At 63.9% G+C, this 23881-nt stretch carries 21 protein-coding genes; 15 read left to right on the top strand and 6 right to left on the bottom strand.

Annotated elements, in window-relative coordinates:
• Positions 1-243 precede the first annotated feature (243 nt).
• The 9 genes from fdhA (at position 244) to moaA (ending at position 11409) form a co-directional block, all read left to right on the top strand.
• Entirely contained in the window at positions 244-1461 is a 1218-nt protein-coding gene (fdhA, locus tag AC4CS3_RS05020) for a formaldehyde dehydrogenase, glutathione-independent (protein ID WP_490782470.1), read from the top strand.
• Positions 1462-1598: 137 nt separating this feature from the next.
• Positions 1599-2915: a molybdopterin molybdotransferase MoeA gene (locus AC4CS3_RS05015; protein ID WP_490782469.1), complete on the top strand. Its 1317-nt coding sequence runs from the start codon at positions 1599-1601 to the stop codon at positions 2913-2915.
• 66 nt (positions 2916-2981) lie between these two features.
• Positions 2982-3785, top strand: coding sequence for an IclR family transcriptional regulator (locus AC4CS3_RS05010; RefSeq protein ID WP_441414926.1), 804 nt, complete (start codon positions 2982-2984; stop codon positions 3783-3785).
• A 192-nt stretch (positions 3786-3977) separates the two neighbouring features.
• Positions 3978-5075, top strand: coding sequence for a quaternary amine ABC transporter ATP-binding protein (locus AC4CS3_RS05005; protein WP_490782468.1), 1098 nt, complete (start codon positions 3978-3980; stop codon positions 5073-5075).
• Positions 5072-7159, top strand: a complete 2088-nt coding sequence (locus AC4CS3_RS05000; protein ID WP_490782467.1) for an ABC transporter permease — start codon at positions 5072-5074, stop codon at positions 7157-7159. The genes AC4CS3_RS05005 and AC4CS3_RS05000 overlap by 4 nt, the downstream gene beginning before the upstream one ends.
• Before the next feature lie 11 nt (positions 7160-7170).
• Complete coding sequence (locus tag AC4CS3_RS04995) at positions 7171-8151, top strand: ABC transporter substrate-binding protein (RefSeq protein ID WP_490782466.1); 981 nt, start codon at positions 7171-7173, stop codon at positions 8149-8151.
• Positions 8152-8482: 331 nt separating this feature from the next.
• Positions 8483-10003: an MFS transporter gene (locus AC4CS3_RS04990; protein ID WP_490782465.1), complete on the top strand. Its 1521-nt coding sequence runs from the start codon at positions 8483-8485 to the stop codon at positions 10001-10003.
• Positions 10004-10047: 44 nt separating this feature from the next.
• Entirely contained in the window at positions 10048-10296 is a 249-nt protein-coding gene (locus AC4CS3_RS04985; RefSeq protein ID WP_441414921.1) for a hypothetical protein, read from the top strand.
• A gap of 48 nt (positions 10297-10344) precedes the next feature.
• Positions 10345-11409 (top strand): GTP 3',8-cyclase MoaA, encoded by a 1065-nt coding sequence (gene moaA, locus AC4CS3_RS04980; RefSeq protein WP_490782464.1) that lies wholly within the window; start codon positions 10345-10347, stop codon positions 11407-11409.
• 239 nt (positions 11410-11648) lie between these two features.
• Here moaA and AC4CS3_RS04975 read toward each other — a convergent pair whose 3' ends face one another.
• On the bottom strand, positions 11649-12581 hold the full coding sequence (locus tag AC4CS3_RS04975; protein ID WP_490782463.1) for a LysR family transcriptional regulator: 933 nt from the start codon (positions 12579-12581) through the stop codon (positions 11649-11651).
• A gap of 156 nt (positions 12582-12737) precedes the next feature.
• Between AC4CS3_RS04975 and AC4CS3_RS04970 the strand changes: the two genes are divergently transcribed.
• Positions 12738-14042 carry an aromatic ring-hydroxylating oxygenase subunit alpha gene (locus tag AC4CS3_RS04970; RefSeq protein ID WP_490782462.1) on the top strand — a complete coding sequence of 435 codons (1305 nt, stop codon included), beginning with the start codon at positions 12738-12740 and terminating at the stop codon, positions 14040-14042.
• A complete protein-coding gene (locus AC4CS3_RS04965; RefSeq protein WP_490782461.1) occupies positions 14039-15454 on the top strand; it encodes a ferredoxin reductase in 1416 nt (471 codons plus the stop codon). The genes AC4CS3_RS04970 and AC4CS3_RS04965 overlap by 4 nt, the downstream gene beginning before the upstream one ends.
• A gap of 519 nt (positions 15455-15973) precedes the next feature.
• On the opposite strand, the gene AC4CS3_RS04960 is transcribed toward AC4CS3_RS04965, so the two are convergent.
• Complete coding sequence (locus tag AC4CS3_RS04960; protein WP_490782460.1) at positions 15974-16405, bottom strand: hypothetical protein; 432 nt, start codon at positions 16403-16405, stop codon at positions 15974-15976.
• Between the two features lie 257 nt (positions 16406-16662).
• On the opposite strand from AC4CS3_RS04960, the gene AC4CS3_RS04955 reads away from it, so the two are divergent.
• Entirely contained in the window at positions 16663-17172 is a 510-nt protein-coding gene (locus AC4CS3_RS04955; RefSeq protein ID WP_490782459.1) for a response regulator transcription factor, read from the top strand.
• 219 nt (positions 17173-17391) lie between these two features.
• Entirely contained in the window at positions 17392-17664 is a 273-nt protein-coding gene (locus tag AC4CS3_RS04950) for a hypothetical protein (protein ID WP_490782458.1), read from the top strand.
• A gap of 316 nt (positions 17665-17980) precedes the next feature.
• Here AC4CS3_RS04950 and AC4CS3_RS04945 read toward each other — a convergent pair whose 3' ends face one another.
• The 4 genes from AC4CS3_RS04945 to AC4CS3_RS04930 form a co-directional block, all read right to left on the bottom strand.
• Positions 17981-18934: a carbohydrate kinase family protein gene (locus tag AC4CS3_RS04945; protein WP_490782457.1), complete on the bottom strand. Its 954-nt coding sequence runs from the start codon at positions 18932-18934 to the stop codon at positions 17981-17983.
• Positions 18935-19052: 118 nt separating this feature from the next.
• Positions 19053-19847, bottom strand: coding sequence for an ATP-binding cassette domain-containing protein (locus AC4CS3_RS04940; protein ID WP_490782456.1), 795 nt, complete (start codon positions 19845-19847; stop codon positions 19053-19055).
• Positions 19844-20890 (bottom strand): ABC transporter permease, encoded by a 1047-nt coding sequence (locus AC4CS3_RS04935; RefSeq protein WP_234750546.1) that lies wholly within the window; start codon positions 20888-20890, stop codon positions 19844-19846. Before AC4CS3_RS04935 ends, AC4CS3_RS04940 begins: the two co-directional genes overlap by 4 nt.
• Before the next feature lie 97 nt (positions 20891-20987).
• Positions 20988-22103, bottom strand: a complete 1116-nt coding sequence (locus AC4CS3_RS04930; protein ID WP_241708020.1) for a substrate-binding domain-containing protein — start codon at positions 22101-22103, stop codon at positions 20988-20990.
• Positions 22104-22269: 166 nt separating this feature from the next.
• On the opposite strand from AC4CS3_RS04930, the gene AC4CS3_RS04925 reads away from it, so the two are divergent.
• Both AC4CS3_RS04925 and AC4CS3_RS04920 read left to right on the top strand, forming a co-directional pair.
• The gene (locus tag AC4CS3_RS04925) at positions 22270-23268 is read left to right on the top strand and encodes a LacI family DNA-binding transcriptional regulator (RefSeq protein WP_490782455.1); all 999 of its coding nucleotides are present in this window, start codon (positions 22270-22272) and stop codon (positions 23266-23268) included.
• Between the two features lie 47 nt (positions 23269-23315).
• On the top strand, positions 23316-23609 hold the full coding sequence (locus AC4CS3_RS04920) for a putative quinol monooxygenase (protein WP_490782454.1): 294 nt from the start codon (positions 23316-23318) through the stop codon (positions 23607-23609).
• The last annotated feature ends 272 nt before the right edge of the window (positions 23610-23881 follow it).

Genomic DNA, 23881 nt, shown 5'->3' with positions numbered 1-23881 from the left:
GACGTAACATATTTCTGATATATCTTTAATCTAAGATCGACATATCAGTGTGGTTGTCTCTCTCATCCCCTGAACCGGGCGTGAGAAGTCGCGTTGCCCGTAAGCGGTGCTTCGGTGGCCTGAATGCCTGGGGAGGTAAGCGCCGGAGCACCGCTTACGGGCAACGGGCAACCGTTGGCAACTGTTTCAGCGAAGGTCCAACCACTGAATCAAAACACCATGAAATGGCCCTTAGGAGTGTCCATGTCAGGAAACAGAGCAGTCGCATACAAGGAACCTGGCGTAGTCGAGATCATTGACACCGACTACCCGACTCTTGAGCTCAAGGACGGCCCCGGCGTCAACCCCGCCAATGTCGGCCGGAAGGTGCCCCACGGAGCCATCCTGCGCACCGTGACCACAAACATCTGCGGCTCCGACCAGCACATGGTGCGCGGCCGCACCACCGCACCGCGCGACCTGGTCCTCGGTCATGAGATCACCGGCGAAGTGGTGGAAGTTGGCCCGGATGTGGAATTCATCAAGGTCGGCGACATCGTATCGGTGCCCTTCAACATCTCCTGTGGCCGCTGCCGGAACTGTAAGGAACGCAAGACCGGCATCTGCCTGAACGTCAACCCGGACCGGCCAGGCAGCGCCTTCGGCTACGTCGACATGGGCGGATGGGTCGGAGGGCAGGCCGAATATGTCCTGGTGCCGTATGCGGACTGGAACTTGCTGAAGTTCCCGGACCGGGACCAGGCCTTGGAGAAGATCATGGACTTGACCATGCTCTCGGACATTTTCCCCACCGGCTTCCACGGAGCAGTCACGGCCGGGGTCGGTGTCGGCTCTACCGTCTATATTGCTGGCGCGGGTCCGGTCGGCCTGGCGGCGGCCGCCGGCGCGCAACTGCTCGGCGCAGCCGTCGTCATTGTCGGTGACATCAACGAAAACCGCCTCGTCCAGGCCAGGTCATTCGGTTGCGAAACCGTCAATGTCTCCAAGGGTGATCCCAAGGACCAAATCGAGCAGATCCTCGGCGTGCCCGAAGTGGACTGCGGCGTGGACGCCGTCGGATTCGAAGCCCGCGGACACGGCAAGGACGCCTCGCACGAAGCGCCGGCCACCGTGCTGAATTCCCTCATGGACATCACCGCGGCCGGCGGCGCCTTGGGCATCCCCGGCCTGTACGTCACCGGCGACCCGGGCGGAATCGACGAGGCAGCCCAGCACGGTTCCCTTTCACTGTCCTTGGGCACCGGATGGGCCAAATCACTGTCCTTCACCACCGGCCAGTGCCCCGTGATGAAGTACAACCGGCAACTGATGATGGCGATCCTGCATGACAAGGTCCAGATCGCGAAAGCCGTCAACGCCAGGGCCATCGCGTTGGAGGACGCTGCCCGCGGGTATGCCGAGTTCGATGCGGGAGCCGCCACGAAGTACGTGCTGAACCCGAACGGTTACGTCAAGGCCTAGCCGCCACGACTAAGAGCCGGACCTAATCTGGCTCGCTCGCTCCGGGGAGGGGCGGCGATAGGGCCCAAGAATGTGCCTTATCGCCGTTCCCCGGGAGCAGCATCTCATTCGGAAAGCCTTCAGATAAGGGGCAAGGCTTGCATGCTCAGGATTTAACCGATCGCGGCGGTCAACGGCGTCGGCCTTCGGGTCCACTGGCCGCTCGAAAGTCCGCGACGAGCTGGTCTGAGGCCCGCCAAGTGGCATTCGATTGTGCCGCCCCCATCCCGGCGCTGCCTGTGCCCCTGGCGGGAACCATCGGACGCACGGTTGCCCAAGCCGTCACAACGAGTCAAGACCTACCGCACTACGCATCCTCGGCCATGGACGGCTGGGCCGTCAGCGACAGCGGACCCTGGACCTTGGTGAAACCGGGTCAACCGCTGGCACCGCACCATGCCAGCCCCATAGCCACCGGCGGACTGGTGCCTGTCGGTACCGACGCCGTATTACGCCGCGAAAGTGGCCGGACAAGCGATGACATAGCGGGTGTGCCCACGCTGACCCTCGGCCCCGAAGCAAGGCCCGGCGAACCGCGAAGCGGCCAGCATATCCGCCATGCAGGCGAGGAAGCCTGTGCAGGCGAAGTGCCCATCCCCGCAGGCACCGTGCTCAATCCCGCCCATATCGCCCTTGCCGCGATCGCCGGCCACGACGAGCTACACGTCTTTGGCAAGCCACGAGTCGCGATCCTTTTGACGGGCTCGGAAGTGGTCACCTCCGGGCTGCCCGCGCCGGGACAGGTCAGGGATGCATTCGGCCTGCAGCTGGGCACGGTGCTTGCAATGCTGGGAGGCGCCCCGGTGGGACAGCGAAGAATCGGGGACTCATATCAGGAGTGGCTCGCCGCCCTCAGCGATACGGGCACCCGCCCGGCGGAGCGGCCCGACGTCGTCATCACCACAGGCGGGACCGGCCGCTCCGGAACGGACCACTTCCGCAACGCCATATCCGCGCTAGGCGGGAGGCTGCTGCTGGACGGCATCGCCATGCGTCCCGGACATCCCGCGGTACTGGCCGAACTGCCGGACGGGCGCTTCGTCGTCGGACTGCCTGGAAACCCGCTGGCCGCCATGATGGCGCTGATTACCATTGGTGCGCCCCTGATCGCGGCATTAGGACACTGTCCGCTTTCGAACCTCAGCCGGGTAACGTCCGGTACCGCGTTTGGCGCTGATCCGGGCCGCACCCGCCTTTTGCCCTTCCGCTTTGACAACGGGCTGGCATCCCCTGCCCATCACACTGGCCCGGGAATGATGAGGGGCCTCGCCTGGGCCGATGGTGTCCTGGCTGTGCCTCCTCACGGCGCCCAGCCAGGGGACCCGGTTCCCGCGCTGCCGCTCCCTTGGACCCAAACCCTGACCGCCGGATCGGCGGGAAGCCACCTGTTCAATGCCCCTGTGGTTCCGGTCTAGGATTTAGAGAAACAAGAGGGAGGTTTCAGCCTCTTGTTTCGCCGCAGAAAGACGTAGGTATGGCTCATGGCCACAATTGACTTTGACTCCGAAAAAGGCGGAAACGGGCAGCCCGGTGGTGTGCAGTCTGTTGACCGTGCCCTCCAGATCCTCGAAATCCTTTCCCGTGACGGACACGCGGGCGTGAGCGAAATCGCCGAGGAAATCGGCATCCACAAATCCTCGGTCTCTCGACTGCTCGGCTCGCTGGTGAGCCGGGAGATGGTCCACCAGAACAGCGACCGGGGAAAGTACCAGCTGGGCTTCGGCATCCTGCGACTTGCCAGTTCGATTCCCGGCCGGCTCAGCTTGGTCCGCGAGGCCCGGCCCGTGCTGGAGAGTCTTGCGGAGGAGTTCAAGGAGACTGTGAACCTCGCTGTCCTGCGCTCGAACTATGCCGTTAACGTGGATCAGGCCATGGGACCGTCGTCGTTGGCCACCTATGACTGGGTGGGCGGCTTGACGCCGCTGCACGCCACCTCAAGCGGGAAGGTTTTGTTGGCCGCACTGTCCGCCGACGAACGGGACCGCATCCTGACGGAAGCGGGGTTTTATGCCAGGACTCCCCGCACTATCACCAATCGGGAAGACCTCGAGAAGCAGCTGATCGATGTGGCCCACGATGGATATGCGGAGACACGCGAGGAACTCGAGATCGGACTGAACGCGATTGCGGTTCCGGTCTACAACCACTTGGGAACCGTCATCGGAGCCGTCAGCATCTCCGGACCCGCGTTCCGGTTTGACCCGCAGAAGATCCCCGGACTTATTGACGCCCTGCGTCAGGCCGGAATCCGGATCAGCGTGCAAATGGGCTACACGCACCGATGACCCCGGGCACTGGGGCACGGGGTCATCGGTAAATGGCTGGCGGGGAGATCTACCTCCAGCAATCCGACGAGACCCCCAACCTCCCTCCCGGTATCACCGTGAACGGCCACGACTAGCAGCCACGCGTGACAGCCAAGCACTGCAGATGCATCATCAATACAGGGGTTGTGATAGCGGAAAGAGCAGAACAGCATGAGCACGCACACCGCGACAGAAGAGACCCCCAGCTCCAACGCGACTGAGTCCGCGCTCAAGGTCGATGGACTATGGAAGATCTTCGGCCAAAAGTCTGACGAGATCATCGGCACCCCGGCCGAGCACCTCTCGCGCAAGGAGCTCCAAAGCAAGACCGGATGCGTCGCAGCCGTCAAAAACGTCTCGTTCGAGGTGGCCCCGGGGGAGGTCTTCGTGGTCATGGGACTCTCCGGCTCCGGCAAGTCGACGCTCGTACGCCTGCTCACCCGACTGATCGAGCCGACAGCGGGAAGCGTCACGATCGGCGGCGAGGACGTTATCCGCGCGAGCAAGGCCCGCCTCCGGGCTATGCGCCGGAACCACATGGCGATGGTATTCCAGCAGTTCGGCCTGCTCCCGCACCGCAGGGTGATCGACAACGTCGCCTACGGCCTCGAAGTCCGCGGGGAGGGCAAGTCCCAGCGCCGCGCCCGGGCCCAGGACATGGTCGACCTCGTCGGCCTGACCGGGTACGAGAATTCGTTCCCCGACCAGCTCTCTGGCGGCATGCAGCAGCGCGTGGGCCTTGCCCGGGCACTCGCCGTGGACCCGCAGGTCCTGCTCTTCGACGAGCCGTTTTCCGCCCTTGACCCGCTCATCCGTCGCGACATGCAGAACGAGGTCCGCCGCCTGCACGAGGAGGTGGGGAAGACGATGGTCTTCATCACCCACGACCTCCAGGAGGCCCTCAAGCTCGGTGACCGCATCCTCATCATGCGCGACGGAGAGGTCGTCCAGATCGGAACCCCGGCCGACATCGTGGCCAACCCCGCTGACGACTACGTGCGCGACTTCGTCTCGGATGTCCCCCGATCACACGTGCTCACGCTGCGCTATGTGGTGCGGCCCCCGCGCGACGGCGAGGCCCTCGACGGGCCGGTGATGCAGGCCGACCGCGTCGTGCGCGAAGCCGCCCGGCAGGTCCTCCACTCGGAGCTCCCTGTAAGGGTTTTCGACGGCGAGGAGTTCCTCGGCATCGTCGACGACGAGGATATCCTCCGCGTCGTCGTCGCCGAAGAGCCGTCCCCGGCTTCCCACCAAGGCGGCGCCAGGTGAGCATCGCCACAGAGCGGGCCAACCGTCGACGACGGTCTGGGGGCGCGCGTCCCGACTCACCTGGAGGACGAACCCCTGCCACCCCGTCCGGAGGCCCTGCTGTCCTGGGATTCTGCCGACGCCATTGGCGCCCGGTCTCGCTCGTGGGCATTGGTGTCGTCTGGCTCATACTCTGGGCCACGCTCAGGGGACTGGACACCCTCGAGTTGGGTGGCGCAGACAAGACGGACTTCCAACTCTGGCTGAACAGCGTCCGCGACGCCTTTGACAGCGCCCGCACCAACTCCTTCGTGTTCCAGCACATCGTCCAGCCGATCACGGACGGAGTCAACGGGCTCGTCACCTCTCTCCAAGGCATCTTCAGCCAGGCCTCGGACGGACGCCCGGTGCCGGAGATCGGCTGGCTCGGCGTCGTCGCGCTCCTCGCCTGGCTGGCCCTGGCGTTCGCCGGCGTGCGCTCGATGCTCCTCGTCGGCGTGTGCGTGCTGCTCTTCGGGTTCCTTGGCTACTGGGCACAAAGCATCGACACGCTCATCGTCACGTTCTTTGCAGTCGGCATCTGTACAGTCGCGGGCCTCCCGCTAGGCATTGTCATGGCCCGAAGCCGCCGAGTCTCGGCCGCGGTCTCACCCTTGCTTGACCTCATGCAGACCCTGCCGTCGTTCGCCTACCTGGCCCCGCTCGCACTGGTCTTCGGCATCGGCCCGGCCGCCGCGATTGTCACGACCATCATCTACTCGCTGCCGCCGCTCGTGCGCATCACCGAGCACGGCATCCGAGGGGTCTCACCGGCCACCCTCGAGGCCGTCACGTCCATGGGCAGCACGCCCTGGCAGGCCCTCGTGAAGGTGCAACTTCCCATGGCCCGGCGCACTATCGTGGTCGGCATCAACCAGTGCACGATGGCGGCGCTCTCGATGGCCACCATAGCCGCGCTCATCAACGGCCCGGGCCTGGGCACTCCGGTGCTCCAGGCGCTCCAGTCGCTCGACGTCGGCTCGGCGTTTGTCTCTGGCCTTGCCATCGTGCTCATGGCGATCATGCTCGACCGCACCACGACGAGAGCCTCCGAACGCTCAGGCATCGAAGCCCGCATGCAGCGAGGGTCCGGAGTGGGTCAGACGGGCACATTCGGGGGCCAGCAGATGCGTCGGACCATTATCATCGCAGGCGCTGTCGTCGCCGCTGTGGCCATCTATCTCTCGCACATCTATCTTGCACTCTCGAAGTTCCCGGCTTCGCCCGACCTCGGCACCCCACTAGCGAAGGCCGTCTCTGCCGCCACTGACTGGACGGTCGGCACGTTCTCAGGCTTCACGGAATGGCTCAGGAACACCGTCACCGCGCTTCTCGTCGACCCACTCCAGTCGGTGCTCGCACAGTCGCCGTGGTGGGCCATGGCGCTCGCGCTGCTCGGAATCGCGTTCGTGCTCGCCGGCCGGTGGGCCGCCATAGTCACGATCGTGTGCGAAGCTGTGATCCTCGGAAGCGGGCTGTGGAATGAGAGCATGAAGACGCTCGCGACCACGCTCGTAGCCGCGTTCGTTGTGGTCCTCGTCGCTGTCTGCCTGGGCGTCTGGATGGGTCGGAGCAAGCCCGCCGACTCGGTTATCCGACCCGTGCTCGACGCCTTCCAGACCATCCCGTCCTTCGTGTACCTCGTACCGGCCCTCGCCCTCTTCGGTCCCACACGATTCACGGCGATCGTCGCCGCGTTCGCCTACGGCGTGCCCATCGCGACGAAACTAGTTGCCGACGGGATCCGAGGTGTCTCGCCGGTTGCCGTGGAGGCCGCGGAATCGCTCGGAACAGCGTCGTGGCAGATGATCGCGAAGGTCCAGCTCCCCATGGCCCGCGCGGCAGTAGTCCTCGCCGCCAACCAGGGCTTGCTCTACGTCCTGTCCATGGTCGTCGTCGGCGGACTCGTCGGCGGCGGAGGACTCGGCTATCTCGTAGTCGCCGGATTCTCCCAGAGCCAGCTCTTCGGAAAGGGGCTTGCCGCCGGCATGGCCATCACCGCGCTCGGAGTCATGCTCGACCGCATCACCCAACACGCCACTGCCCGCTTCGGCAGCACCCGATAGAGGAAAGAGCCGTGAAAAAATCACTGACGGAACTTGGCCTAAAGACCAGGACGAGAGCGTCTGCCGCAATTGTCCTCACCGCGGTTCTGGCGCTCACGGCCTGCTCCGGCGATATCCCTAGCGCAACCCCGCCAAGCGGAAAGAGTGCATGCGGCGCATTCAACGTCGCCGTAAACCCTTGGGTCGGCTACGAGGCGGACGCCTACGTCGTAGGGACCGTTGCCAAGGAAAAGCTTGGCTGCACCGTAAATTACAAGACCCTCAAGGAAGAGGTGTCATGGCAGGGCTTCGGCAGCGGCGAGGTGGACACCGTCCTTGAGAACTGGGGCCACTCCGAGCTCGCGGACAAGTACATCAAGCAGCAAAAGACTGCGGTCGACGCCGGGCCGACCGGCAACACCGGCGTGATCGGCTGGTACGCGCCGCCATGGATGGCCAAGCAGTACCCGGACATCACGGACTCCAAGAACCTCAACAAGTATGCTGACTTGTTCAAGACCTCCGAGTCCGGAGGACAGGGCCAACTCCTCGACGGCGACCCCTCCTTTGTCACGAATGACGCAGCCCTCGTAAAGAACCTTCACCTCAACTTCAAGGTTGTGTACGCGGGGAGCGAACCAGCGCTCATCCAGGCCTTCCGGCAAGCCGAGCAGAACAAGACCCCGCTGATCGGCTACTTCTACGAGCCCCAGTGGTTCATGGCGGAGGTCCCGCTCGTCAAAGTCAACCTCCCGGCCTACACGCCCGGCTGCGACGCCGACGCGGCCAAGGTCGCCTGCGACTACCCCAAGTACGACCTCAACAAGATCGTATCCACCAAGTTCGCCAACTCCGGTAGCCCCGCGTATTCGCTCGTCAAGAAATTCACGTGGGCGAACCAGGACCAGAACACGGTTGCCGGGTACATCGCCAAGGACAACATGAGCCCGGATGCCGCCGCCCAGAAGTGGATCGACGCGAACTCGGACAAGGTCGCCGCCTGGGTCAAGTAGATGCGTAGTTCCCAAGGAGCATAGGCCGCAGCCGAAGGTCTATACGCAACAAGAATCACGATAAGCAACACTTTTGCGCAATGTCCTTGACAATCACTGTGATCTAACGCACTCTGTTGCTTATGGCGAATTCTGTTGTTCCATGCGGAACGATCAAGAATTGGCGCCTACAGGTATTTGCGAGTCCCTTCCTAAAGGAAGGAGAGGTGCTTCATGCCCAAGGCCTCCGAGGGAAGCACTACGCCTATCCGCCGACGAACCGAACCTGTCACAAGGTGCCGGCCGACGGCCACATATGAGCCAATTGCAACATTGAGCAAAAGGAACCATTATGACCCAGAAACCGAAGCTCCTCAGACACAGGCGGCTAGAGGTGTCCGACGTCAACGTCGTCAACCAGCCGATGCTCAAGAAGGCACTCGGCGGCACGATCGTCGGCAACACCATGGAATGGTACGACGTCGGCGTGTTCGGCTACCTGATAACCACAATGGGCCCCGTTTTCCTGCCGGAAGCTGACAGGTCCGTCCAAACCCTATTCCTACTCGGCACCTTCGCCGCAACATTCATCGCCCGCCCGCTGGGCGGTGTCATCTTCGGTTGGCTCGGCGACAAGATTGGCCGCCAGAAGGTGCTGGCGGCGACGCTCCTGCTGATGGCGGCAAGTACCTTCGCCGTCGGACTCCTTCCCGGATACGCTCAGATCGGCGTGTGGGCCGCCGCCCTGTTGGTGATCCTGAAACTCGTCCAGGGCTTTTCCACCGGCGGCGAGTACGCAGGCGCCACTACCTTCGTCTGCGAATATGCCCCCGACAAGCGGCGCGGCTTCTTCGCGAGCTTCCTGGACATGGGCTCGTATCTCGGCTTCGCGCTGGGGGCTGCGATCGTGTCCGTGCTGCAACTGTCTCTGGGCCAAGCGGCCATGGAGGAATGGGGCTGGAGGCTGCCCTTCCTGATCGCCGGGCCGCTCGGTGCGATCGCCGTCTACTTCCGGAACAAGATCGAGGAATCCCCCCAGTTCCAGGCAACCCTCGACGCCCAGCAAGCACATTCTGCAGATGCTGCAGCAGCCGACAAAGCCGTGGCCAAGGGACCCCTGCCAATCATCAAGGCTTACTGGCGCCAAATTATCCTCGCCATGATCCTCGCCGCCGCTGCCAACACTGTAGGTTATGTCTTGACGTCCTACATGCCGACGTACCTGACCGAATCCAAAGGCTACGACCCCATCCACGGCACGCTGCTAACCATCCCCGTGATGGTGATAATGGCAGCCTGCATCCCGCTGACCGGGAAACTGTCCGACCGCATCGGCCGTCGCCCCGTCCTCTGGATCGGTGCCGGAAGCACCATCGTGTTCGCGGTCCCGGCATTCATGCTGATCGGCGTCGGCAATGTCTGGTCCACGCTCGCTGGCCTTGCCCTTGTCGCCTTCCCCGTGACGTTCTATGTCGCCAACCTCGCCTCGGCACTTCCCGCGCAGTTCCCGACGTCGGGCCGCTATAGCAGCATGGGCATTGCCTACAACTTCTCCATGGCGCTCTTCGGCGGCACAACGCCATTCATCGTCCAAGGCCTGATCGAGGCTACGCACAATGACATGGCCCCGGCCTACTACCTCATGGGCACTTCCATCATCGGTGCGATCGGCATCTACTTCCTGCGCGAATCCGCCCGGCGGCCGCTGCCCGGCTCCATGCCGAGCGTTGATACTGAGGACGAGGCCCGTGAGCTGGTGGCTAACCAGGACAACAACCCACTGATCAACCTGGATGGAATGCCCTTCCTGGAGGATCTGGCATTCGAAAATGAGACCGAACCTACTGCCGTTGGTTCTCGAGGACCGAACTAATGCTCCAAAGCTCGCCAAACGACCCCCCAAAGAAGGAATCCTCAATGAATCAATCCCTGCCGAAGGAAAACGTGCTTCGCATCTCAGGCGCCGGCACCGATCCGATAATCGTCAACTTCGAAGGTTCCGAATCCGTCACGGTCCGGCTACAAATCGACGCCAAGTGCAACTGCCAAGACGAAGGTGGCGCCGCCAGCCGGCCGGGTTCGTACGTCTACAGTGATCCGCGGGGCCGAACGAAGCCAAGCAACGTTATCGATGCTCCATCGTGGCCTGGAAACATGGGTGTTTAGCTGAACATGCCCCAGCCGCGGAGCGGAAACGATCACGCGGGGTCGCCGATGCTGAGGCGCCCTGCAGGAACTCCGGCGGGCCTGTTCGACCGCTACGGACGCCGGGCCACCGACATGCGCTTGTCCCTGACCGACAAATGCAACCTCCGCTGCACGTACTGCATGCCTGCCGAGGGCCTTGAATGGTTGTCCAAGCAGGCCGTCATGACCGCCGCCGAGATCGTCCGGCTGGTGCGGATCGGCGTCGAACAGCTCGGGGTCCGCGAATTGCGCCTCACAGGAGGCGAGCCCCTGGTCCGTGCCGACCTGGTGGACATCATCTCGGCCCTCCGCGAGGCGCACCCCGAGCTGCCGATCTCCATGACCACCAACGGCGTCGGATTGGACAAGAAAGCGGCGGCGCTCAAGGACGCCGGGCTCACCCGCATCAACGTGTCCCTCGACTCCCTGCACGAAGAAACTTTCACGAAGCTGACCAGGCGACCCTTCCTGGCCAAGGTTTTGGCCGGCGTCGATGCCGCTTGGGCTGCAGGGCTGGGTCCGGTCAAGATCAATGCCGTCCTCATGCGCGGAATCAACGACGCCGAGTCCCCCGACCTCCTGGCCTGGGCCGTGGACCGCGGCTATGAGCTGCGCTTCATCGAGCAAATGCCGCTGGACGCCGATCACGGCTGGACCCGGCGGGACATGATCACCGCAGCCGAGATCCGCGAACTGCTCTCCCGAGACTTCGCACTGAGCCCGGACCCGCGCGAACGCGACGGGGCACCGGCGGAACGATTCGAAGTACGACGCCGGGACCCGGCATCTGCGGACGCCACGGGTCCGCTTCTGGGGACCGTCGGCATCATCGCGTCCGTCACCGAGCCGTTCTGTTCCGATTGCCGGCGCACACGGATCACCGCCGAAGGCAAGATCATGAGCTGCTTGTTCTCCCGCGAGGAATTCGACCTGTTGGGACTCCTTCGCTCCGGAGCGGACGACGAGGAACTCGCCCAACGCTGGCAGGACGCCATGTGGATCAAACCCAAGGCGCACGGTATGGACCACACCGGCCTCGGCGCACCCGACTTCGTCCAGCCGGACCGCAGCATGAGCGCCATCGGAGGATAGCAATAGCCACATGGACGCTGATGCAAGCCCCTGTCCCAGCACATCTCAAGCCGCATCAGGCTGGGCACTCGGGATCCGTCCCGGCAACAATGGCCTTCAGAAGGACCAGACGCCCCTTCGGACGCCAGCGTCCTAGTACCTCATATCGACTGGTGCGGCGCACAAGGCCGGCGGCTGCGGACGTGCCGCCATAATCTGGACCTGCTTGCCCGTCGGCAACGAATCTCGGCCAGGCGATTTCAGGGGTCATCTTCGGGTCGGGCGGTGAGGATTCGATTGGCGCTGGCCCGCAGGATGCCGAGCGACTCCTGGATCAGGGGCGATGCAATGCTGCCACTGCGCACCGCAGCGACAATGCGCCGCGAGGGCTTCCCCTTGCCAGTAATGCGCAGTCGAACCACGTTTTCGGCACTATGCAGGGGCGCCAGTCGCGGCAGCAGGCCCACGCCCAGCCCCGCACCAACGAAGGCGATCTGGGTTTCCCATTCCACGGCCTCATGGGCAATTCGCGGCGTCACCCCGACTGCCGTGAACGCCGCTGTGAATAGGGAATGGTAGGTGGATCCCGCAGCCTCGGTGATCCAGGGTTCCGACGCCAGCTCTTCGAGCGTCACTTTTTCCCGCGATGCCAACGGATGATTGGAGGGAATGATCACGTCCAGGGGATCGTCGAGCAGAACGGTCTGCTCGAAGCGCTGATCGTCCTCAACATAGGTGTCGGACTGCATGGCGACGATGACGGCGATGTCGATTCGCTCGGCAACCAATAAGTCGAAGCAGCGCGCCGGGTTGGCCTCGAGTACCTGCACCTCCAGCGACGGGTGTGTTGAGCGCAGGGTGGCGGCCAGAGGCGCGAGCAACTGGGCGGCCGCGGTGGAGAATCCGCCGAGGCCAAAACGGGTGGGCATCTGGTCGCCGGCCTCCATCGCCGCAGCGCGCAGGCTCTCCCATTCGGCAATGAGGGTGTCCGAGCCCGCCACGAGAAAACGGCCTGTGGCGGTCAGCCGCACACCCCGGCCGTCCTTCGTCAGCAGCTGCATTCCAAGCACGCGCTGGAACTCCCGTAACTGCGCGGAGACGGCGGAGGGAGAATAACCTGTGAGCTCCGCGGTTGCGCCAATGGTGCCGCACTGGGCAAACACCCGAAGTGTTATGAGCCGTGGATCGATCATGCATCAATTGTGCACTGTTATCTCCTAAATCTTGCGCTTTTGTTGCAGATCGATCGGTCCTAATCTCATGAATAAAACGTTCGACAACGGCGATTGCACCCACCAACCCTGGTCTCGATGGATCGCCCCCTACCCAGCCCTCCCGGGAGGAAACACATGTCTGCTCCAGTGAACGCGCCCCTCAATTCACGCAGAAAACTCGCTTCGTCATTGCCTGCCGAGCAGCTGGCGGAAATCACCGAGTTGTTCGAGTTCCGGCGCGTGGGGTATTCCCTCAATGCCCCCTTCTACACCGATCCGACGATTTTCAACATCGACATGGAAGCCATTTTTGGCCAGCACTGGATCTTTGCCGCCAGCATCGCCGAACTGCCGGAGCCGGGCGACTACGTCACCGTCGACTATGGGCCCTACTCCCTGATCGTGCTGCGCAACGACGACGGCGGCGTGAACGTCCTGCACAACGTGTGCCGCCACCGCGGAGCCCGCGTCCTGACCGAACCCGCCGGGTCAACGGGAAACCTGGTATGCGGCTATCACTCCTGGACCTACTCCCCCAACGGCGATCTAATCCACGCCTCGGCACCGGGGGAAACGAAGTTCGACAAGAGCTGCTTCGGCCTCAAGCGCGCCCACAGCCGCGTGTTCGCCGGACTCATCTTCGTCTCCCTTGCGGACGAACCGCCGACGGATTTCGACGAAACCGGAAAGATCTTCGAGCCTTACCTCGCGCCCCACGATCTGTCGAAGACGAAGATCGCCTACCAGCAGAACATCATCGAGGAGGGCAACTGGAAGCTCGTCATGGAGAACAACCGTGAGTGCTACCACTGCGACGGCCACCCGGAGCTCGCGTGCTCCCTCTTTCCCACCTGGGGCCTGACGGAGGGCCTGATTCCGGCCCATCTCGAAGAAGTGTGGGACCGCAACAAGGAAGCACAGTCCTCGCTCGAGGAGCGTTGCCGCCGCTATGGCCTTCCCTATGAGGTCATCGAGGAGCTCGACACCCGCATAGCGGGAATCCGCATCTCACGGGACTCACTCGACGGCGAGGGCGAATCCTTCTCACCCGATGGGCGCAGGCTCTCCAAGAAGCTGCTCGGCGACTTGCGGGACTTCCGCCTTGGCCGCTGCTCGATGCACCTGCAGCCCAACAGCTGGTTCCATTTCCTCGGGGACCACGTCATCACGTTCGCCGTCTTCCCCATCAACGAACACCAGACACTGGTACGCACCACCTGGCTGGTGGCTGACGACGCCGAGGAAGGCGTCGACTACGACCTGGAGAAACTCACCTACACCTGGAAGCAGACCAATCTGCAGGATAAGGCGTTCGTGGAGCTATGCCAGAAGGGCGCCAGCAGCCCCGCCTACGAGCCCGGCCCGTACATGAAGAGTGAATACCAGGTGGAGGCGTTCATCAACTGGTACGTGCAGCGCGTGCAGGAGCACTTGGCATGATTGAACTCCTCACCGAGACGGCCATCCAGGAACCACAGCGCATTCGCGGCCTTGAGATGCCGTGGAACAGGGTGATGGGCAGCACAGAGGGACCCGCAAGCGCCGCCCGCGCATTGGGCCCCTGGCATCCGCAGGAGTTCTTGGCCGAGTGTGTCGAGACCGTTCCCGAGGTGGGCGGCATGATGACCTTCGTGTTTCGCCGCTGCGATGGTGCGCCGCTGGCGTTCCGTCCGGGCCAGTACGTGAACGTCGCCTTTCCCGTGAACGGCGAGGACCAGGACGCGGTGGACCGCAGCTACTCACTGTCCAGTTCGCCCACCAAGCCGTGGACCTTCGACATCACAGTCAAATGCGACCCCACGGGACAGGTCTCGCCGTGGGTGCACCAGTACGTCAAACCCGGCACCGTTCTCGACATGCTCGGACCGGTCGGGGCATTCCACCTGCCCGACGCGGACCGGCGGGCACGGTACCTGTTCCTGGCCGCCGGCGCCGGCATCACCCCCATCATGTCGATGGTGCGGACCATCCACTCCCTGCCCGGACAGGCCGATGTCGTGGTGCTCTACCACGGAGCGGCGGCCGGAGACTTTGCCTTCCACCAGGAGCTCGCCTACATCGCCTCCGTTGACTCGCGCGTCAAGGTCTTCTACTCCCTGGGCGACCGCAGCAAACCCGAGGGGTGGGAAGGGCTCACCGGAAGGCTGACGGCGGCCATGCTCGAGGAGGTGGCTCCCGATGCCAACGGCCGCCAGGTCTATGCCTGCGGCCCCGAGGGTTACCTGAACACCGCCACCGAGCTCCTCAAGAAAGTCGGCGTCGACGACACCTCCATCTACATGGAGTTCTTCTCGGGAGACCGCCAGACGATCCTTGAATACCAGGCCGAACTCGCGCTTGCAGTGGACATTGCGGAGGAAATCGCCGAGGAAATCGCCCATTCCGCCGAGGACTACTACGAAAGCCAGCCCACCGCGTTCGGGCTCTACGAGCCTGGCTACGACGCCGAGGGAACCCTAATGGCCACGGGGCTGCCGCTGGAAACCGTCGACCCGGACGTGCCCGGTCCCGAAGCCCCCGAAGGCAGCCTCGACGTGGGACCGGAGGCCGGGTCCTCCGATGCCTCGAGCTTCGACACGGTCGGAACGGGAAGCCTCACCCTGTCCTTCATGCGCACCGGCATCAACGTGCGCATCGACCCCGCCGAACACATCCTCGGGGTGGCCCAGCGTGCGGGCGTCAGGATCGGCGCGAACTGCAAAGAGGGCATGTGCGGGTCCTGCAAGGTCGTCAAGCTCTCCGGGGAGGTCGAGATGAACCACCAGGGCGGGATCCGGGCACGGGAAATCGAGGCAGGCAAGTTCCTGCCCTGCTGCTCCACCGCACGGACCGATTTGGTGATCGATGCCTAACCGCTTCCAGCTGCTAGACCTCACTGGAAGCTTTCGCCGCTGGCACGTCAGATTCCTATGCTCAGGCCTGGGACGGCGTGAACCAGGGCACCCACGACTCGCCGGGCACTAGCGCTGTGACCGGTGAAGGGACACTTGAGGTCAGTTGAGTCTCTCCTGCGTGAGTTTGGATTGGCGTGCCGGCTGATCTCAGGTCAAAGGAAATACTGTGAAGGCATTCCTAGACCGCTTTACTCCCAGAGGAAGACGGATCCGTCATCCCTTCGGACGGCTCCGTCTTCCTCTGACCTTCAGGATGTCGCCAAAGGCCCCCTGACCTCAGAAAACACGTGCGAAAGTGGGACTCGAACCGGCTTCCGACCGCTGAAAACACAGGAAACTACAGAAAATATGCCCAGTACAGCCCCGGGTGCGTGCACATTGTGGCACCCTCATTTTTGCGCCAAGGCCGTCAATTCAGCCGCTACGCGCCATGCCGAAAACTAAACCCAAACGAGCTCTAAGCAAGCGGCCTTGCACCTAGGGGGCCAGTTCGCCCGCCCGCGTCCAGCCGAGGGCCTCGTACCGGTCCGCCGCCCCGGCGTCCACGGGCGCATAGACGACATCCGCGCCTTCGACGAACGCTTCCTCCGCCAGGCGGGCCAGAACCACGGCCTCGTGATCGAGCGCCACAGCGTCGCCGTCCACTGCGCGCACCGGGCCCACCACAGCGAAACCATCGCCGAACACCACCCGGCCCCGCGCCAAGGGGCGGTCGAAGCGCGTCAGCTCCACGACGTCGTAATCCTCCAAGGGCGCCTCGAACACGCCGAACTCGGACTCCAGCGGCGGCGCGCTGTTGACCTCGCCCGGCGGGGCGGTCATCAGGACGCCGGCGGGAACTGTTTCCTCGCCCTCGTTGAGCCGCGCCCACAGGGGCCGCCAGTCGTGTGTCGTATCCGGTGCGCTCATGCACCAACCCTATCGTCGTCCCTGACTGCCGGTACATGCGGAGTAGCGGTTGAACGAGTGGCGGGCCCAATGCGGCAGGGGTAGCGATCGGTTGCGAACCGGCGTCACCCGGCCGTTGAGGCAGCCTCACACGGGCCTCTCGGGCACGGTGCTAGAAGTGTAAGTGCACGCGGGCGTCGACGGTCACGGCGTCGGCCCCGGCGTGGCTGTCCGCGGCGGGATCATGAACGGCGTCCGCACCGGACACCTCATGGTCCGTGACACTCCCGGACAGGGGATCCGCCAGCGAACCACCGGCGCCCGAGCATTCCGGCAAAGCCGCCCTCTTCGACGGACAGGACGCTCCCCGCCTCGTCATCTCCCGGGACATGAGCAGCGCGGTTTTTCAGCCGCATTTCCGCGAATTCGTCGCCCGCTTTCTCGCAGGCGACGCAGCCTCCGTCTCAGGGCTCTGGGCCTCCGACGACGGCACGGTCGCCCTGGAAATCACCCGCACGGCCGCGGCATGGGCAGGACACCGCGACGTTGCCCTGATCGTTGAAACACCGATGGAACTTCCGTTCAGACTGACCACGAGGGAAGCCGAGGTCATCGATCGAATAACGGCGGGGCGCTCAAATCAGCAGATTGCCTCCGAACTCGGCATTTCAATCCGCACCGTCACAACACACGTGGAGAACATCCTCGTCAAAATGGCACAGGAATCCCGATCGGGTGTGGCCGCGGTGGCCATCGGTGCGGGCCTGCGTCGGCTCGACCTAAGGTAGCGATCGTCGTTGCGCGGAGGCGCAACGACGTCGGGCCGTGAATCTGGGCTGAGACAGCAACTCCTTCAGCGAAGGTTCCTGGCTGGAAGGTCCAGGTCAGGAACAGCGATTCATTGACGGGGACCGCGCGGACGCCGAGGTCCTACTGACCCGCTACGGTGAAGCCCGCCTTACCCGGGAAGCGAACTTGAACCGATCAACGTCGCTCTTGCCGTCGAGGTGCATGCAAAGGACCGACAGTGCATCTACGCTCCCATCGCAGGTTCGGTCACCTTCGACACCCAAACTGCCGTCCTGACGCTGACCGGCACCCACGACACCGTCATTCTGGAGGGACTATCGGGGGTCACCCACCCTCCCGGAAGGTCTACCGTCAACGTCGGGGATTCTCTCGGACTCATCGGCGCCGAGGGAATCACGGTCTGGCACACCCGCAGCGCGCTGGAGAACACCCGACCGCATCCGCCCCGTTTCGTCCGCGCTTCCGAGTAGTTCAATGGCTTGAGGCGCGCGACCGTGCAGTGGGGCCCCGTCTCGTCCGGGCGGCTGCTTTGTAGCGGAACGGATGATTTTTCGCGTCCTATTGGCCGGCGGCCACAAGCGCTCCCTGCGCCTGCTGACCATCATCCGAACCAGCGGCCTCGGTCGCCTCAATATTGGAACATCGAGCCGGTGGACTGCGTACGCCTCGTCGTCCCGTGGAGCGGCCTCAGATCGGGGTCTTGGAGCCTTCCAGCAGGGAGAGGTGCTTTGCGCCTCTTCCTAAGTTCGCCCAGCGGGAGTGGTTTGGCGGGGACGGCTACCCGGACTAGATGGTGACATAGGGCGGTTGAGGCTCGGCCAGCCGTGTAAGAAGCTCGTTGGAGGTCGGCGGGTTGGCTCCGGGCCGGCTGACCGTGATTGCGGCGGCCATTGACGCTGTTTGTCCGATGTTTTGGAGTGCGGCCGGTCCGAATGCTTCTTCGCCGCGGGTCAGCAGTCCGAAGATGAGGGCGGCCATGTAGGAGTCGCCTGCCCCGATGGTGTCGGCAACTTCGGTTTTCACGGATGGGATGCTGAACCGGGCGCCGGGGGTGGCGAGCAGGGCACCGTCGGCGCCCTTGGTGATGACGGCCAGGCGCGCGCCATGATGCAGCAAGTGGGCGGCCACGTCGTCCGGGGACCATCCGGGGTAGAGCCAGTTTGCATCTTCGTCGCTGAGTTTGACGACGTCCGTGAGCGGGAGCAGGTCCTCGAAGATCGTCTTTGCCTCGGTGTGGCTGCCAAGGAGAGCAGGGCGGATATTGGGGTCGTAGGTGACCAGGCAGGACTGGTGGCACTGCTCGAGGAGGGTGCGGACGGTGCCGGCTCCCGGGGCCAGGAACGTGGCGATCGAGCCCGTGTGCAGAATTTTCGGGATCATGGCCGGCGCCGCAGGTGCCAGCTGCCAGGCGATGTCGAACTCGTAGCTGGCTGAGCCGTCTGCGGCCAGTGTGGCGGTGGCGGTGGCGGTCCGTTCAAGGGAAGTGGATCCGGGACGAAGCTCGACCCCTGCGCTGTGGAGGTGGTTGGTGATGGCTGTGCCGTGTTCGTCGTCGCCGATTGCCGTGAGCAGCCCGGTCCGGACGCCGAGCCGGCCGAGGCCATAGGCGACGTTGGCCGGGGACCCGCCCGGATAACTGATGGATCCTTCGGGGCCGTTGACGATGTCGATCAGGGCTTCGCCGATGACGACAACGTCTATCAGCTCGTGGTTGGAGCCGTCCGGTTGGGGCTTGTGCATCGGGGTTCTTTCTTCGGGTTGACTGGTGGGAGCCCGGTATGGATCCGTCCGCGGACCTGTTGGCAGGTCCGCGGACGGAGAAGGGGCTCCGGTGGAGCGGGAGGTGCCGGTGGGCCTGTCAGGCCTTTGCGGCTCCTGTCATGATGGCGACGGCGTCGGTCATGCTGTGGGATTGCGGGGTGATGGTGGCCGCGCACTTGCCCAGGCGCTGGATGTGGATCCGGTCGGCCACATCGAACACGTGCGGCATGTTGTGGCTGATCAGGATGACCGGCAGGCCGCGGTCGCGCAGGTCGCGGACGAGTTGGAGGACCTGGTTTGATTCGCGCACGCCCAGGGCCGCCGTCGGCTCGTCCAGGACGACGACCTTGGACCCGAAAGCCGCCGCGCGGGCCACGGCGACGGCCTGGCGCTGGCCGCCGGAAAGGTTCTCGACCGGAACTGTGACGTCCTGAAGGGTGGAGATGCCCAGCCGGGTCAGCTCTTCCTTTGCCTTCCTGCGCATGCCTTTGGTGTCGAGCATCCGGAACACGCTCCCCAGGGGGCCCGGGAGTCGTTCTTCACGGCCGAGGAACAGGTTGGAGGCGACATCGAGGGCCGGTGAGACGGCCAGGTTCTGGTAAACCGTTTCGATGCCGTGGACCCGCGCGTCCTGCGGGCGTTTGAAGTGCACCTGCTGCCCCGATACGTAGAGTTCCCCGGTGTCGGGGATTTCGGCGCCGGTCAGGCACTTGATGAGCGTGGACTTGCCGGCGCCGTTGTCGCCGATGACGGCCAGGACCTCGCCCGGATACAGGTCCAGGCTCACGCCGTCGAGCCCGACTACGCGGCCGAAGGTCTTGACGAGGTTCCTGGCTTTGAGGATGGGTTCGCGGGTGTTGGTGTGGGAGGCTGCAAATTCTGTCATGGTCATGACTTGACCTTTCGGATCCACTGGTCGATAGACACGGCAACGATGATCAGGATGCCGACGGCGAGAGTCTGGTAGAGGACGTCCAGGCCTGCGAGTGAGAGGCCGTTGCGGAAGATGCCGACGATCAATGCGCCAAGCAGGGAACCCCAGATGGAGCCGCGGCCGCCGAAGAGGCTGGTTCCGCCGATCACGACGGCGGTGATGGAGTCCAGGTTCAGGTCGACCCCGGCGTTCGGGCTGGCAGCGTTGGTGCGGCCGATCTGGATCCAGGCACCGACTGCCAGCACCGCCCCGGCGGCAAGGTAGACGCTCATCAGCACGCGGCTCACAGGAATGCCGGCAAGGCGTGCCGCTTCTTTGTCATCGCCGACGGCGTAGACGTGGCGTCCCCAGGCGGTCTTGCCCAGGATGAAGGCGACGACGACGTAGAGCAGGATCATCATCACGACGCCGGTGGAGATGCGCACGGGTCCGATCGGGAACGTGCTTCCCAGCCAGGTGAGCACCGGCGGCATCGCGGATCCGCGGACCGTGCTGCCGCCGGAGTAGAGCAGCGTCAGGGCGACGAAAATGTTCAGCGTTCCGAGGGTGACGATGAACGGCGGGAGCCGGAATCTGGTCACCAGGAAGCCGTTGAGTGCCCCGGCCGCCAGACCGACGGCGAGACCTGCAATGAGGGCGAGCGGCCCGGGGATGCCGTTGCTGACGGCGAGCTGGGCGATCACCATCGAGGACAGGATCATGACCGCCCCGACCGAGAGGTCGATGCCGGCGGTCAGGATAATCAGGGTCTGGGCGATCGCCAGGGTGCCCACCACCGCGACCTGCTGCGTGATGAGAGACAGGTTCTCCACCCGCAGGAAGCGCTCATTGAGGATCCCGAAGACCACCACCGCGATCAGCAGGACAATGGCGGGGCTGAGGGCCGGGTAGCGGTGGAGAATGTTGCGGATTCTACTGAGAGGGGTCTGGCGGTCGAGGAATTCCTCGGCCAAATCAGCATGCCCGGCGCTCGGCGGGCCGGCGGTCTGTTGCTGGGTCACTTGAATAGCTCCTGAACTTCAATGTTCTATAACTGTTGTCGTGCTGGGTATGCTGCGGGGAGACGCCTTTGGCGCGGCTCCCCGCAGAGGGGAGGCTTTACTTGCCCCAGCAGATCTGGGAAGCCGCCGTGGTATCGATGCTCTGCAGTCCGGAAACTGCCTTGTCCGTGACGAGTGCGGAGCCGGTGTTGAAGAAGTCCAGGCCCGCTGAGACCGTGGGCTTCTTGCCTGAGGTGGCCAGGTCCTGGATGGCCTGGACGCCCAGCTGGGCCATCTTCACCGGGTACTGCTGGGCAGTGGCGCCGATGATGCCGGACTTGACGTTGTTCACGCCGGTGCAGCCGCCGTCGATGGAGACGACTAGTACGCCCTTGTCCTTGCCCGCGGCCTTCAGGGCCTCATAGGCGCCTGCCGCGGCAGGTTCGTTGATCGTGTAGACGACGTTGATGTTCGGGTTCTTCGAGAGCAGGGTTTCCATCGCCGTGCGGCCGCCGTCTTCGGCGCCCTGGGACGCCTGGTTGCCGACGATCTCGTAGTCCCCGCCCTTGCCGCCGGTGTACTTGCCGGTCTTGGCCTCGTCACCGTTCTTCGTCTTGTCGGCGGTGTCGATGCCCAAACCGGTCAGGAACCCCTGGTCGCGGTTGTAGTCAACCGAGACGACCTTGTCGCTGAACAGGTCCACCAGCGCAATGGTGGCCTTCTTGCCGTCCAGCTGCGCCGCGGTCCACTGGCCGATCTGCTTGCCGGCCGCGAAGTTGTCGGTGGCGAAGGTGATGTCCACTGCACTTGCCGGGTCCGGCGGGGTGTCCAGGGCAATCACGTACAGCCCCGCGTCGCGGGCCTTCTTGATCGCGTCGACGACGGCGGGCCCGTTCGGCGTGATCAGGATGCCCTTGTCCCCGCTGGAGATGGCGTTCTCGATGGCCTGGATCTGGGTGTCTTCGTCGCCGTCGGACTTGCCCGCGGCGAGCTTCAGGTCAATATTGCCGCCTTCGGCTGCTTTCTTCGCGCCGTCCTCCATCGCCACGAAGTAGGGGTTGGACGTAGTCTTCACGATCAGCGAAACGCCGATCTTTCCGGCGGCGCCTCCGCTGGACGACGAGCTGGAGGAACTGCCTCCGCAGGCGGTCAAGCTAAGTGCGCCGAGGGTCAGGACTGCGCCGGCGGCAAGAAGGCGGGTCGCGGCCGGCCTCGGGGCTTTGGAACTCAACATTGAAACTCCTGTGTTTGTGGCGCCTTTCCGGCGCCAGACAACGATGTCATGTATCATGTAACCAAGCTCACACTGTGGAGTCAAGTGTTAATCGATGATGAGGAGCAGTTCGTTGACAACGGTGTCTAATCGTTACCAATCCGTTTCCGGTCGGAGGCCTCCGACGATGAAAAACGTGGCAGATCTCGCAGGGGTCGGGATCAAGACGGTCTCGCGAGTCGTGAACAACGAACCCGGTGTTTCAGAGGAAACGCGCCAGAGGGTGCTCCGGGCCACGGAACAGCTGCAGTATCACCTTGATATGACCGCGGGCAGCTTGAAACGGTCCGGTCGCAAGACCCAGTCCATCGGGTTGTTGCTTCCCAGTGTGTCCAATCCCTTCAGCGGGGAGATTCACCGGGCGCTGGAAGACGCGTTGACCGAGCGCGGGATTGCGGTTTTCGCCTCGAGCCTGGATGACGACCCGGAAAGGGAGAAGAAGCTGATTTCCGCTTTCCTGGGGCGCCGGGTTGACGGACTTGTCCTGACCCCGATCGCCAGGAGCCAGGCGTACGTCATCCCGGAGCACTCACGGTCCCTGCCCATGGTGTTCATCGACCGCGAGCCGGTGGGCATCGAAGCGGACGCGGTGGTCACGGACAACGAGGTGGGTGCCGCAAAGGCGGCCGCGCACCTCATCCGGCACGGCCACACGAAGCTGGCCTACCTCGGCGACCGGACAGACATCCAGACGGCAACGAAACGCCGCACGGGGTTCCTGGAGGAAATCGGCAGGGCCGGGATTGCGACGTCAACCATCCCGGTGCGCAACGGACTCCACGACGAGGAGACCGCCCTTCGGGCGGCGATCGAGTTGCTCACCTCGGAGAACCCTCCCACCGCGATCTTCTCCAGCCAGAACCTGATCACCTTCGGTGCCATGCGCGCGCTGAGATCCCTCGGGTTGCATCACAGGGTTGCCTTGATCGGATTTGACGACTTCACCCTGGCCGACATGATGGAACCGGGGATCACCGTGATCGCCCAGCACCCCGAGCGCATCGGCAAACTTGCCGCCGAACGGATCCTCGCCAGAATCGACGGAGACGACGGCGCCCCGAAAACCTACATCGTCCCGTCAGAACTGATCCCTAGGGGATCCGGCGAGATCCCGCCACTGAACTAACAACCAACTCTGCAAGACAGCCGAACCCACCGAGCAAAGGACCGGACATGACCAAAACACTGTACGCGGAATTCACCGTCAGGGAAGGCAGCGAAGCGAGGGTGGCCGAAATGATGGCAGAGCTCACCGGCCACGTCCGCCGGGAACCAGGGAACGTCATGTTCCTGCCCTACACCCGCGAAACCAACCCGCGGGAATACTTCGTGTTCGAGGTCTACCGCGATGAAGCGGCATTCGAGGAACACATCGGGGCGGAATACGGCCGGATTTTCAACGCGGAACTTGCCGGGCACATCGAAGGCGACGGCTCGGTCCTGACCTGGCTCCATCCACTGGACTAGGTCCCGGCCAAGGCCGGAGGTCACGCACGGGCCGAAACGAACAGTGCCTGGCTCCTAGCGGTCGTTGCACCACCCGGATTTCCTCGGGGCGGCAACGGCCGTTGAGCATTTAACATCGAGACCAACTGGAGTCAGGAAGTCCATGTAGCCGGATATGCATTCTTCGCCGCGCCGGACGGCGGATCCAACGAGGACACGAACTGGCTGCTCAGGGGAATGAACTGCCGTGGAGATCTCGGACAGTGGGCCCTCTTAAGATGAGGGTCTACCGA

Source organism: Arthrobacter sp. SE2, assembly GCF_058244265.1.
Note: the sequence above shows the minus strand (reverse complement) of the source record. Positions and strands in the feature narration are given on the sequence as shown.